6 protein-coding genes, 10 tRNA genes and 3 rRNA genes are annotated in these 13,281 nt (G+C 45.9%); 1 reads left to right on the plus strand and 18 read right to left on the minus strand.

Going from position 1 to position 13,281, the window contains the following annotated elements; all coding sequences use genetic code 11:
* Positions 1 to 64: 64 nt before the first annotated feature.
* Positions 65 to 1,024: an asparaginase gene (locus PXH68_RS07705; RefSeq protein WP_248027662.1), complete on the plus strand. Its 960-nt coding sequence runs from the start codon at positions 65 to 67 to the stop codon at positions 1,022 to 1,024.
* A 47-nt stretch (positions 1,025 to 1,071) separates the two neighbouring features.
* On the opposite strand, the gene recG is transcribed toward PXH68_RS07705, so the two are convergent.
* The 18 genes from recG to PXH68_RS07795 form a co-directional block, all read right to left on the minus strand.
* Positions 1,072 to 3,087, minus strand: a complete 2,016-nt coding sequence (gene recG, locus PXH68_RS07710; RefSeq protein WP_248027666.1) for an ATP-dependent DNA helicase RecG — start codon at positions 3,085 to 3,087, stop codon at positions 1,072 to 1,074.
* Positions 3,088 to 3,169: 82 nt separating this feature from the next.
* Positions 3,170 to 3,243: transfer RNA gene (locus PXH68_RS07715), tRNA-Pro, on the minus strand.
* Between the two features lie 48 nt (positions 3,244 to 3,291).
* A tRNA-Arg gene (locus PXH68_RS07720) sits at positions 3,292 to 3,365 on the minus strand.
* 6 nt (positions 3,366 to 3,371) lie between these two features.
* Positions 3,372 to 3,455, minus strand: a tRNA-Leu gene (locus PXH68_RS07725).
* Between the two features lie 7 nt (positions 3,456 to 3,462).
* Positions 3,463 to 3,534: transfer RNA gene (locus tag PXH68_RS07730), tRNA-Gly, on the minus strand.
* Between the two features lie 13 nt (positions 3,535 to 3,547).
* Positions 3,548 to 3,620: transfer RNA gene (locus PXH68_RS07735), tRNA-Thr, on the minus strand.
* A 16-nt stretch (positions 3,621 to 3,636) separates the two neighbouring features.
* Positions 3,637 to 3,718, minus strand: a tRNA-Leu gene (locus PXH68_RS07740).
* 3 nt (positions 3,719 to 3,721) lie between these two features.
* Positions 3,722 to 3,794 (minus strand) — tRNA-Lys (locus PXH68_RS07745).
* A gap of 65 nt (positions 3,795 to 3,859) precedes the next feature.
* Positions 3,860 to 3,932, minus strand: a tRNA-Asp gene (locus tag PXH68_RS07750).
* Positions 3,933 to 3,934: 2 nt separating this feature from the next.
* A tRNA-Val gene (locus tag PXH68_RS07755) sits at positions 3,935 to 4,007 on the minus strand.
* Positions 4,008 to 4,011: 4 nt separating this feature from the next.
* Positions 4,012 to 4,127: ribosomal RNA gene (rrf, locus tag PXH68_RS07760) — 5S ribosomal RNA — on the minus strand.
* Positions 4,128 to 4,212: 85 nt separating this feature from the next.
* Positions 4,213 to 7,116, minus strand: a 23S ribosomal RNA gene (locus PXH68_RS07765).
* Positions 7,117 to 7,284: 168 nt separating this feature from the next.
* Positions 7,285 to 7,357 (minus strand) — tRNA-Ala (locus tag PXH68_RS07770).
* A gap of 52 nt (positions 7,358 to 7,409) precedes the next feature.
* Positions 7,410 to 8,966, minus strand: a 16S ribosomal RNA gene (locus PXH68_RS07775).
* Together the 16S, 23S and 5S rRNA genes with 10 tRNA genes alongside form the textbook arrangement of a ribosomal RNA operon.
* A 347-nt stretch (positions 8,967 to 9,313) precedes the next feature.
* A complete protein-coding gene (locus PXH68_RS07780; RefSeq protein WP_248028272.1) occupies positions 9,314 to 10,216 on the minus strand; it encodes an ABC transporter permease in 903 nt (300 codons plus the stop codon).
* A gap of 11 nt (positions 10,217 to 10,227) precedes the next feature.
* Positions 10,228 to 11,184 (minus strand): oligopeptide ABC transporter permease, encoded by a 957-nt coding sequence (gene opp4B, locus PXH68_RS07785; RefSeq protein ID WP_248028273.1) that lies wholly within the window; start codon positions 11,182 to 11,184, stop codon positions 10,228 to 10,230.
* A 2-nt stretch (positions 11,185 to 11,186) separates the two neighbouring features.
* Positions 11,187 to 12,128 (minus strand): ATP-binding cassette domain-containing protein, encoded by a 942-nt coding sequence (locus tag PXH68_RS07790; protein WP_248028274.1) that lies wholly within the window; start codon positions 12,126 to 12,128, stop codon positions 11,187 to 11,189.
* A gap of 2 nt (positions 12,129 to 12,130) precedes the next feature.
* On the minus strand, positions 12,131 to 13,129 hold the full coding sequence (locus PXH68_RS07795; protein ID WP_172044501.1) for an ABC transporter ATP-binding protein: 999 nt from the start codon (positions 13,127 to 13,129) through the stop codon (positions 12,131 to 12,133).
* Positions 13,130 to 13,281: the final 152 nt, after the last annotated feature.

The following is a 13,281-nucleotide window of genomic DNA, read 5'->3' on the forward strand; positions in this document are numbered from 1 at the left end:
ACCTTCTTTCATGACATTTATGTTACAATTAGTATATCACAATCTTGAAAGAATATGAAAGAATATGAAAAATATCCTCGTCCTCCATACAGGAGGTACCATTTCCATGCAGGCCGATGAGAAAGGACAAGTTTCTTCTAGTCAAATCAATCCTATGACCCAAATGACTTCACCACTTGACAATATCCAGGTGACTGCTGTTGATTTTCTCAATCTTCCAAGTCCACACATGACTCTTGAAGCCATGATGGCCCTTTACCAAAAAATCAAACTGGAAGCCGAGCAATTTGACGGCTTCGTCATTACACATGGTACCGATACCCTTGAAGAAACCGCCTATTTCCTCGATACAATGGCCATTCCCCAAAAGCCAATCGTCTTGACAGGAGCCATGCGGTCTTCCAACGAATTGGGCAGCGACGGAGTTTATAACTACCTCACTGCACTTCGTGTTGCAGCAGACGACAAGTCCGCTGACAAGGGCGTTCTAGTTGTCATGAATGATGAAATCCATGCTGCAAAATACGTCACTAAAACTCATACAACCAACGTTTCCACCTTTCAAACTCCGACCCATGGCCCACTAGGTCTTGTCACCAAGAGGGAAATTCTCTTCTTTAAAACAGCAGAACCTCGCGTTCGTTTTGACTTAAACCGCGTAGCTGGCCTAGTCCCAATCATCAAGAGCTATGCCGATATGGACCCCCTTCTTCTAGAATCCCTGGCCCATACAAACATTGACGGTATTGTGATTGAAGCCTTAGGAGCCGGCAACCTGCCTCCAGCAGTCCTACCTGCCCTGGACAACCTACTTGATAAGGGAATTCCAGTTGTCCTCGTTTCCCGCTGTTTTAACGGCATTGCAGAACCTGTGTATTCCTATCAAGGAGGCGGAGTGGATTTGGAAAACAAGGGTATCCTCTTCGTCAAAGAGTTAAATGCCCAAAAAGCACGAATTAAACTGCTCATTGCCTTAGAAGCCGGCCTAACTGGACAAGAACTTGTCGACTATATTCAGGGCTAATAAAACATAGCAAACAAATAAGCTGGTCCATCGCGACCAGCTTTTTCTTAATCCAAATTCTCTTTCTCACGCAAATGCTTGGCTAAAATAGCCCATTCAGGCTGTTCCTTCCAATCTTTTTCAGACACAATCTGGCTGGCTACCCGCCTTGCTTCCTCCAAAATAGCGTAATCTTCAACAATATTGGCCACTTGAAATTCTGGCAAACCGGATTGACGTGTCCCGAAAATCTCACCTGCCCCCCGCATTTTCAAGTCCTCCTCAGCCAGCACAAAGCCGTCCGTCGTTTCCGTCATAATCTTCATCCGGTCCTTCCCAGAATCCGTCTTAGGATTGGCAACCAAGACCGCGTAGGATTGCTTACTACCACGCCCAACGCGACCACGAAGCTGGTGTAGCTGACTGAGCCCAAACCGATCCGCATCCATGATAATCATAACCGTTGCATTGGGAACATTGACCCCCACCTCAATCACTGTAGTAGAAACCAAGACATCCGTCTTCCCCGCCTTAAACTCCTGCATAATGGCCTCTTTTTCATCATTCTTCATCCGACCATGCAAGAGGGCGACACTTGCTCTCTCACCAAAGTAGGCAACCAATTCCTCCTTCAAATCCACCGCATTTTTCAAGTCCAAGGCCTCAGATTCCTCAATCAAGGGCGAAATGACATAAACCTGAGCCCCTTTGGCCACTTCCTTGTCCAGCCATTCTAAAACGACTGGCAGCTGCTCGTGCTTGACCCAACGCGTGATAATAGGCTTTCTGCCAGCAGGCAACTGATTGATAACGGATACATCCATTTCCCCAAAGGCCGTGATAGCCAAAGTCCGCGGAATTGGCGTCGCCGTCATCATCAAGACATCAGGATTGGCTCCCTTCTCCCTCAAGAGCCGCCGCTGCTTGACACCGAAACGATGCTGCTCATCCGTCACCACTAAGCCCAACTGATGATATACCACTCCCTCCTGGATTAAGGCGTGTGTACCCACGATCAAATCGACCTCCCCCGACTCAATTGCCGCCAGAGCAGCCCGACGCGGTGCCGCCTTCATTCCTCCTGTCAGTAAGGCGATCGATAGGTCAGGAAAAAGCTGACACAAACTCTCGAAGTGTTGTTCTGCCAGAATCTCCGTAGGAACCATGATGGCCGACTGCATACCAGCCGTATAGGCGGCATACATGGCCAAACCTGCAACAACAGTCTTCCCAGCCCCCACATCTCCCTGTAACAGACGATTCATGTGGCCGCCTGAGGACATGTCGCACAAGATTTCATCCAAAGCAGACTGCTGTGCCTCCGTCAATGCGAAAGGAAGACTAGCAATTTTCTCCTCCAACAAACTTCTCTGGTAGGGAATGACCAAGCCGTTGGATTCCGCCTTATTTTCAACCTTTAGAACTTGCAAGTTCAACTGAAAATAAAACAATTCCTCAAATTTTACTCGCCTTAAAGCCTGCTTATATTCCTCCAAATCTCTAGGAAAATGCATAGCAAAGGCTGCCTGTTTCCGAGGTAACAAGCGATATTTCTCCAACAAGATAGCCGGCAAATTTTCCTCAATTAAATCAAAATACCCCCTATCGACCGCGGCTTGGACTAATTTCACAAGATTAGCCTGAGATATCCCTTGTGCAACATGGTAAATCGGATGTAAATCCTCCGAAGATTGGGCAACAATTTTCATCCCAGTCAAACTAGCTTTCGCCTTATCCCATTTTCCCCAAATAGCAATTTCCTGTCCAACCTCAACTTTATCTGCTAAATATGGCTGATTAAAAAAAGAAACTGCAATAATTGCTTCACCTTGCTTGATCGAAAAACGCAGACGATTGCGCTTGAACCCATAATACTGTACATTAGCAGGGGTCGAAACAGTTCCAACAACAACTGCCTTCTCACCATCTACCAAATCCAAAACAGACTTAGAAGCAAAATCTTCGTACCGAAATGGAAAATAAACAACAAGGTCTTCCACCGTATACAAATCTAACTTCTGAAATTTTTCAACTGCCTTTGGTCCAACACCAGGCAAGACCAAAAGACTATCTTTCAAACTTATCATAACACTATTATATCAAATAATATGAAAAAAGAAGGCCAAGCCTCCAGAAAACAAAAAAAGCAACTCACAGTTGCTTCCATCGGGAAGACAGGATTCGAACCTGCGACACCTTGGTCCCAAACCAAGTACTCTACCAAGCTGAGCTACTTCCCGATATCATTAAAAATAAACCTCCCCTAATGTTCTACATTAAGCGAGTGATGCACCCTAGAGGAGTCGAACCTCTAACCGCCTGATTCGTAGTCAGGTACTCTATCCAATTGAGCTAAGGGTGCTCGTCATGCCGAGGACCGGAATCGAACCGGTACGATGTTGCCATCGCAGGATTTTAAGTCCTGTGCGTCTGCCTGTTCCGCCACCCCGGCCTCTCAAAGCGAACGACGGGATTCGAACCCGCGACCCCCACCTTGGCAAGGTGGTGTTCTACCACTGAACTACGTTCGCAATCTTTTCTTAATGCCGGCTACATGACTTGAACACGCGACCCTCTGATTACAAATCAGATGCTCTACCAACTGAGCTAAGCCGGCCTATTATTATTCTCTATGCGGGTTAAGGGACTTGAACCCCCACGCCCGAAAGCGCCAGATCCTAAATCTGGTGCGTCTGCCAATTCCGCCAAACCCGCATATGACTCGTGCTGGGCTCGAACCAGCGACCCATTGATTAAAAGTCAATTGCTCTACCAACTGAGCTAACGAGTCGTAAATATGATGCAAACTTTGTTTGCTCTATTTCCTACTTCAAACAATCCAATAGACTGATTGAACGGTCCCGACGGGAATCGAACCCGCGATCTTCGCCGTGACAGGGCGACGTGATAACCGCTACACTACGGGACCTATGGGAGTTAACGGGATCGAACCGCTGACCCTCTGCTTGTAAGGCAGATGCTCTCCCAGCTGAGCTAAACTCCCTTGCGCTAAGCGACTACCGTATCTCACAGGGGGCAACCCCCAACTACTTCAGGCGTTCTAGGGCTTAACTGCTGTGTTCGGCATGGGAACAGGTGTATCTCCTAGGCTATCGTCACTTAACTACTGAGTCTTGTCAACTCAAAATTGAATATCTATATTCTAACAAGTTTTACCAACGCTGTCAATATTGACTCTAGTTTATTTTTTGGATAAGTCCTCGAGCGATTAGTATTGGTCCGCTACATGTGTCGCCACACTTCCACTTCCAACCTATCTACCTGATCATCTCTCAGGGCTCTTACTAACATAAAGTTATGGGAAATCTCATCTTGAGGTGGGTTTCACACTTAGATGCTTTCAGCGTTTATCCCTTCCCTACATAGCTACCCAGCGATGCCTTTGGCAAGACAACTGGTACACCAGCGGTAAGTCCACTCTGGTCCTCTCGTACTAGGAGCAGATCCTCTCAAATTTCCTACGCCCGCGACGGATAGGGACCGAACTGTCTCACGACGTTCTGAACCCAGCTCGCGTGCCGCTTTAATGGGCGAACAGCCCAACCCTTGGGACCGACTACAGCCCCAGGATGCGACGAGCCGACATCGAGGTGCCAAACCTCCCCGTCGATGTGAACTCTTGGGGGAGATAAGCCTGTTATCCCCAGGGTAGCTTTTATCCGTTGAGCGATGGCCCTTCCATACGGAACCACCGGATCACTAAGCCCGACTTTCGTCCCTGCTCGAGTTGTAGCTCTCGCAGTCAAGCTCCCTTATACCTTTACACTCTGCGAATGATTTCCAACCATTCTGAGGGAACCTTTGGGCGCCTCCGTTACCTTTTAGGAGGCGACCGCCCCAGTCAAACTGCCCGTCAGACACTGTCTCCGATAGGGATAACCTATCCGGGTTAGAGTAGCCATAACACAAGGGTAGTATCCCAACAGCGCCTCTGTCGAAACTGGCGTCCCGACTTCATAGGCTCCTACCTATCCTGTACATGTGGTACAGATACTCAATATCAAACTGCAGTAAAGCTCCATGGGGTCTTTCCGTCCTGTCGCGGGTAACCTGCATCTTCACAGGTACTAAAATTTCACCGAGTCTCTCGTTGAGACAGTGCCCAAATCATTACGCCTTTCGTGCGGGTCGGAACTTACCCGACAAGGAATTTCGCTACCTTAGGACCGTTATAGTTACGGCCGCCGTTTACTGGGGCTTCAATTCAGATCTTCGCTTACGCTAAACCCTCCTCTTAACCTTCCAGCACCGGGCAGGCGTCACCCCCTATACATCATCTTACGATTTAGCAGAGAGCTGTGTTTTTGATAAACAGTTGCTTGGGCCTATTCACTGCGGCTCAGTTTAACTGAGCACCCCTTCTCCCGAAGTTACGGGGTCATTTTGCCGAGTTCCTTAACGAGAGTTCTCTCGCTCACCTGAGGCTACTCGCCTCGACTACCTGTGTCGGTTTGCGGTACGGGTAGAGTATGATACAACGCTAGAAGATTTTCTCGGCAGTGTGACGTCACTAACTTCGCTACTAAACTTCGCTCCCCATCACAGCTCAATGTTATAGATACAAGCATTTGACTCATATCACACCTCACTGATTAGACGGGCACTTCCAATCGCCCGCTTTAGTTAGCCTACTGCGTCCCTCCATCACTTCATACTCTAGTACAGGAATATCAACCTGTTGTCCATCGGATACACCCTTCGGTCTCTCCTTAGGTCCCGACTAACCCAGGGCGGACGAGCCTTCCCCTGGAAACCTTAGTCTTACGGTGGATGGGATTCTCACCCATCTTGCGCTACTCATACCGGCATTCTCACTTCTATGCGTTCCAGCACTCCTCACGGTATACCTTCTTCACACATAGAACGCTCTCCTACCATAACACCTAAGTGTTATCCACAGCTTCGGTAAATTGTTTTAGCCCCGGTACATTTTCGGCGCAGGGTCACTCGACTAGTGAGCTATTACGCACTCTTTGAATGAATAGCTGCTTCTAAGCTAACATCCTAGTTGTCTGTGCAACCCCACATCCTTTTCCACTTAACAATTATTTTGGGACCTTAGCTGGTGGTCTGGGCTGTTTCCCTTTCGACTACGGATCTTAGCACTCGCAGTCTGACTGCCGACCATAAATCTTTGGCATTCGGAGTTTATCTGAAATCAGTAAACCGAGATGGCCCCCTCATCCAAACAGTGCTCTACCTCCAAGATTCTTAATGTCGACGCTAGCCCTAAAGCTATTTCGGAGAGAACCAGCTATCTCCAAGTTCGTTTGGAATTTCTCCGCTACCCACAAGTCATCCAAGCACTTTTCAACGTGCCCTGGTTCGGTCCTCCAGTGCGTCTTACCGCACCTTCAACCTGCTCATGGGTAGGTCACATGGTTTCGGGTCTACGACATAATACTAAGGCGCCCTATTCAGACTCGGTTTCCCTACGGCTCCGTCTCTTCAACTTAACCTCGCATCATATCGTAACTCGCCGGTTCATTCTACAAAAGGCACGCTCTCACCCATTAACGGGCTCGAACTTGTTGTAGGCACACGGTTTCAGGTTCTATTTCACTCCCCTTCCGGGGTACTTTTCACCTTTCCCTCACGGTACTGGTTCACTATCGGTCACTAGAGAGTATTTAGGGTTGGGAGATGGTCCTCCCGGATTCCGACGAGATTTCGCGTGTCTCGCCGTACTCAGGATACTGCTAGGTATAAAGACTATTTCGAATACGAGGCTATTACTCTCTTTGGCCTACCTTCCCAGGTAGTTCTTCTATAATCTTTAAGTCCACATTGCAGTCCTACAACCCCGAGGAGTAAACTCCTCGGTTTGCCCTCCTGCCGTTTCGCTCGCCGCTACTAAGGCAATCGCTTTTGCTTTCTCTTCCTGCAGCTACTTAGATGTTTCAGTTCACTGCGTCTTCCTCTACACTACCTTAACAGTAGTGAGTGACAGGCATCAACCTGCCGGGTTCCCCCATTCGGACATCTCTGGATCTTCGCTCACTTACAACTCCCCAAAGCATTTCGTCGTTTGTCACGTCCTTCATCGGCTTCTAGTGCCAAGGCATCCACCGTGCGCCCTTATTAACTTAACCTTATTAACCTAACTTTTTTTCAAAAATTAGAAAACTCATTAAATATTCACAGCGTTTTCGGTTTATTTTCTTGTTACTATTTCTTAATGTATCTTAATCGATACATCAGGAATGTTTGATAGATATTCAATTTTCAATGGACAAAACTTTAACAACTTCCGTTGTTAATGGAGCCTAGCGGGATCGAACCGCTGACCTCCTGCGTGCAAAGCAGGCGCTCTCCCAGCTGAGCTAAGGCCCCACAAGACCTCTCAAAATTAAAGAAGACTAACGTACAGGTTCCATTTCCTTAGAAAGGAGGTGATCCAGCCGCACCTTCCGATACGGCTACCTTGTTACGACTTCACCCCAATCATCTATCCCACCTTAGGCGGCTGGCTCCTAAAAGGTTACCTCACCGACTTCGGGTGTTACAAACTCTCGTGGTGTGACGGGCGGTGTGTACAAGGCCCGGGAACGTATTCACCGCGGCGTGCTGATCCGCGATTACTAGCGATTCCGACTTCATGTAGGCGAGTTGCAGCCTACAATCCGAACTGAGACTGGCTTTAAGAGATTAGCTTGCCGTCACCGACTTGCGACTCGTTGTACCAGCCATTGTAGCACGTGTGTAGCCCAGGTCATAAGGGGCATGATGATTTGACGTCATCCCCACCTTCCTCCGGTTTATTACCGGCAGTCTCGCTAGAGTGCCCAACTGAATGATGGCAACTAACAATAGGGGTTGCGCTCGTTGCGGGACTTAACCCAACATCTCACGACACGAGCTGACGACAACCATGCACCACCTGTCACCAGTGTTCCGAAGAAAAATCCTATCTCTAGGACGGTCACTGGGATGTCAAGACCTGGTAAGGTTCTTCGCGTTGCTTCGAATTAAACCACATGCTCCACCGCTTGTGCGGGCCCCCGTCAATTCCTTTGAGTTTCAACCTTGCGGTCGTACTCCCCAGGCGGAGTGCTTAATGCGTTAGCTGCGGCACTGAGTCCCGGAAAGGACCCAACACCTAGCACTCATCGTTTACGGCGTGGACTACCAGGGTATCTAATCCTGTTCGCTCCCCACGCTTTCGAGCCTCAGCGTCAGTTACAGACCAGAGAGCCGCTTTCGCCACCGGTGTTCCTCCATATATCTACGCATTTCACCGCTACACATGGAATTCCACTCTCCCCTTCTGCACTCAAGTTTGACAGTTTCCAAAGCGTACTATGGTTAAGCCACAGCCTTTTACTTCAGACTTATCAAACCGCCTGCGCTCGCTTTACGCCCAATAAATCCGGACAACGCTCGGGACCTACGTATTACCGCGGCTGCTGGCACGTAGTTAGCCGTCCCTTTCTGGTAAGATACCGTCACAGAGTAGATTTTCCACTCCTACTCCCGTTCTTCTCTTACAACAGAGCTTTACGATCCGAAAACCTTCTTCACTCACGCGGCGTTGCTCGGTCAGGGTTGCCCCCATTGCCGAAGATTCCCTACTGCTGCCTCCCGTAGGAGTCTGGGCCGTGTCTCAGTCCCAGTGTGGCCGATCACCCTCTCAGGTCGGCTATGTATCGAAGCCTTGGTGAGCCGTTACCCCACCAACTAGCTAATACAACGCAGGTCCATCTCATAGTGAAGCAGTTGCTCCTTTCAAGCATCTACCATGCGGTAAATACTGTTATGCGGTATTAGCTATCGTTTCCAATAGTTATCCCCCGCTATGAGGCAGGTTACCTACGCGTTACTCACCCGTTCGCGACTCACTTATCTCGGTGGAGCAAGCTCCGGTGATATAAGTGCGTTCCACTTGCATGTATTAGGCACGCCGCCAGCGTTCGTCCTGAGCCAGGATCAAACTCTCATAAAAAGTTTTGATTCAAACTCAAGCTATCACTAGCTTTCCGTTTTATTGTTTTTTCGTTATTGACGATTTATCCTTAGATAAATCACCCTGCACGTTTGGTTCGTCTTCTTTAATTTTCAAAGGTCTTGTTCGTTATCGCTCTCTCGCGACAACTATCTTAGTTTATCATTTCTTGCGAAACTTGTCAACACTTTTTTGAAACTTTTTTTATTTCGTTTCTTCACTGTTAACTGATCGCTCGAGACAACTCCATTATTCTATCACCTTAACCTACCTTTGTCAATATCTTTTTGAAACTTTTTTCAAAAAAATAATACAAAAAAACAACTCCAAATGGAGTTGTTCTTATTTTATCCTAGACGTTGTTTTGCATCTGCAGCTCTTTGGAAAGCTTGACCAATGTAGTTAATACATAACATCATGACAAGGATAAAAATTGCTGCTGGCAACCAAATCCATGTCTTGTTTTCCAAGACATCCGCATTTCGAGCATTTGAAATTAGTGTTCCCAAACTTGGAACAGTCGATGGAAGACCGAAACCAAGGTAGGTAAGTGATGTTTCAATACCAATGTTTCCTGCAAAGTTCAAGGTTAAGTTTACAATAATCAATGAACTGAGGTTTGGTAAAATCTCTCTGAACATAATCATTAAATCGCTCGTTCCAAGTGTTTTCGATGCGCTCACATAATCTAAACGTGATTCTGATAGAGTCCTTGTCCGGAACAAACGCGCCTTAAAGGTCCAGTAGAACACACTCATGATTGCCACAAAATGGAAAATTGTATAGTTTTTAATAACTGTTACAAAAACAATAATCATCATTAAGGTTGGCAAAATCATGATAAAGTCAACAACACGCATCAAGAAACCATCCAAGCGGCCACCGTAATAACCGGAAATAATACCTACTGACACACCGATTATACTTGTGATGATGGTAATAGAGAAACCGATAATGATTGAGTTTCGAGCACCAATAATCAATTGCCCAAAGATGTCTTTACCACCTTCATCTGTTCCTAGAATATGACCATCCATCCCTGGTGGTAAGTAACGTCCCATCAAGTTTACTTTCATCACTTCTTCTTGATTCAAGAAAAGTGCTCCGATGAAAACCGTCAACAAGACCGTTACCAGAATAATCAATGATCCCAAGGCAACCTTATCTTTTAAGAATTCTCTTGAGATGACACGGAATCCTCCTGGAGGAGTTGAAGCCGTATTCGTTTGTTTTTTATTTTCTTTACTCACCTGACTCCTCCTTACTTCACACGAATCCGTGGGTCAACTATGCTCATAATAATATCTGAAAGTAGCGTACCCAAGAGTGTTGCAAAACCAAAAATCAAAATCAAGGCCAAGATAACACTATAGTCACGACCAGAAAGTGATGTGATAAAGAGTTGTCCCATACCTGGATAGGTATAAATTGATTCTACAAAGACTGCTCCACTGATCAAACCTGTCAATTCATAACCCAAGAAAGAGGCGATCGGTAAGATAGAGTTACGGAAAATATGGCGGTTGTAAACCACTTTTTCTGGAACACCTTTTGCACGAGCAGTACGTACATAGTCTTGACCCTTGGCGTCAATCACTCCCGTACGAAGGTACTGAATGGTACCGGTAGTTGACAAGATGGCCATGGTTAAGGCCGGAAGAATCATATGGTGCAGGCGACTGAAAATCAGCGCAATTCCGTCAACACCAGATCCAACGGAACCACGAGTTGGGAACCAACCCAATCCAAAACCAAACATCCAGAGCAAGAGAATAGCAAAGATGAAGATTGGAGTTGAGAAGGTCAAGAAGTTATAAACAACAATGATACGATCAGCAAGAGAGTTTTGATAACGTCCCGCAATCATCCCCAAAGGCAGGGCAATGGCATAGGTCAGAACCATGGTTAGCAGAGACAACCAAATTGTGTTGTTCATCCGTTCCATGATAATGTTCAAAACAGGCTGCTTAAAGACAAAACTTTGACCGAAGTCCCCTTGCAAAAGATTACCAACCCAACGGAAATATTGAATATGAATTGGATCATAGTAACCTGCTGCAATACGTTTTTGTTCAATAATAGCTGGGTCAATAGATGGGTCGATCATACCAGTGAAGGGATCCCCTGGCATCAACTTAGCAAAAGCAAAGGCGATAATACTAAGAATGATAATTTGAGGAATCATCAGTAGCAGACGACGTAAAATAGTTTTCCACATACTTAGTTACCTCCTTCCTTTGGCAAGGCTACGCTATGTGATGGCGAGATATCTTGTAAATCGAATACACGACCATTTTCGTCATAGTAGAACGCCTGTTTATCCTGGTATTCTTTTTCCGCCGCCAAACGCTTCTCTTTGTTTTTCACGCGGTTAACAGGGTCAATGACAGGAATCGCAGATAGTAGACGCTTGGTATAGATGTGTTGCGGATTGGTATAGATATCTTTTTTATTACCACTTTCCACAAAACGACCACGATACATAATGAATAATTCATCACACATGTGTTGAACAACACCAAGGTCATGCGAAATAAAGAGATAACTCAATTTGTATTCTTCTTGAATGCGTTTCATGTAGTTCAAAACTTGGGCCTGAACGGATAAGTCCAAAGCTGAAACTGGTTCGTCAGCAATGATCAAACGTGGGTTACTTGCAAGCGCACGAGCAACTCCGATACGTTGACGTTGACCACCTGAGAACTCATGTGGATACTTAATCAAGGCTTCTTCGTTCAAGCCGATGATATCCAGCAATTCAAGCACGCGCTTCTTCTCCTCATCTGGAGACATGCGGTCAAAGTTGCGGATTGGCTCAGCAATAATGTCTAAAATCCGCTTCTTAGGGTTAAAACTTGACAATGAATCCTGGAAGATCATTTGCACATCACGGTTAAAGTTTCCTTTTTTACTGCGTGATTTGTTGGTCACATTTTGACCTTCATAAAAGATCTGACCTGAAGTAGCACGTTCCAAACCAATGATGGCCTTACCTATTGTTGATTTGCCAGAACCTGATTCACCAACAAGTCCATAGGTCTTACCTTCTTCAAATTCGATATTGACACCATCCACAGCGTAAACATGATCTGTGACACGGTTAAAGAAGCCACTACGAATTGGGTAATGAACTTTTAAATCTTTGACTTCAATAAATCCCATTCTTAAGCCTCCTCTTCAAAGTAGAATGTTTCGTGACAGGTACAACGGACGAAATGGTTTGGTGCAATTTCGTGCATGGTTGGATTGTCTTCATGAGCTGCTGCTTCAATCCAAGGAATACGTGGGGCAAAGCGACAGCCATTTCGAATCATCTTGGTAATTGGCGGAACAATCCCTTCGATAACATGAAGATCTCCACCTTCCCCTTCTGATTGTGGGTTTGATTTCAATAGAGAACGAGTATAAGGGTGTTTAGGATTTGTAAAGAGCTCTTCAACAGGTGCAACCTCTACAAATTGTCCACCATACATAACAGCTACACGGTCTGCAGTCTCAGCAACGACACCAAGGTCATGCGTAATGAGAATAATCCCTGAATTGGTTTCTGCTTGAATGTCGTTCAAAAGGTCCAAAATCTGTGCTTGAATGGTTACATCCAAGGCTGTTGTTGGTTCATCAGCGATGATAATTGGTGGTTTACATGAAAGAGCAATCGCAATGATGATACGCTGACGCATACCACCTGACAATTCATGTGGATATTGTTTGAAGGTACGTTTTGGGTTTGGAATACCTACTTGTGCCAGCAGTTCCAAGACACGTTCCGTACGCTCGTCAGCTGTCAAGTTTGTATGATAGACCAAAGCTTCATCAATTTGTGCACCAATGGTCATCAAAGGATTGAGAGATGCCAATGGATCTTGGAAAATCATACCAATGTCATTTCCACGAATAGTGTTGTATTTATCTTCTGACAATCCAACCAATTCTTTGTTATCGTACTGGATACTACCATCAATTTTTGTATTCAATGGATTGTGCAAGCCCATGATGGTCGTTGCCAAGGTTGACTTACCACATCCAGATTCACCTACGATAGCCAAAATCTCATTTTTTTGCAACTCCATCGATACGCCATCAACGGCATCAAAAAACTCGTCGCCAATTCGGAATCCGACGTGCAAATCTTTAATTTCTAAAAGCGGTTTTTCCTTACTCACGCTTTTCCTCCTTTTATCGTCAGCTAGTACGCAAAACGCCCTGCTCAGGATTCAAATTTCCATTCTTATTAAAATAGAATATTGCTATTAGTCTATCACAAATCTAAGGTTTGCGCTAGCTATTTTAATAAAAACAAATAATTTGAATGACA

Origin of the sequence: Streptococcus sp. 29896 (genome assembly GCF_032594915.1) — a bacterium.
Classification (GTDB): domain Bacteria; phylum Bacillota; class Bacilli; order Lactobacillales; family Streptococcaceae; genus Streptococcus; species Streptococcus suivaginalis.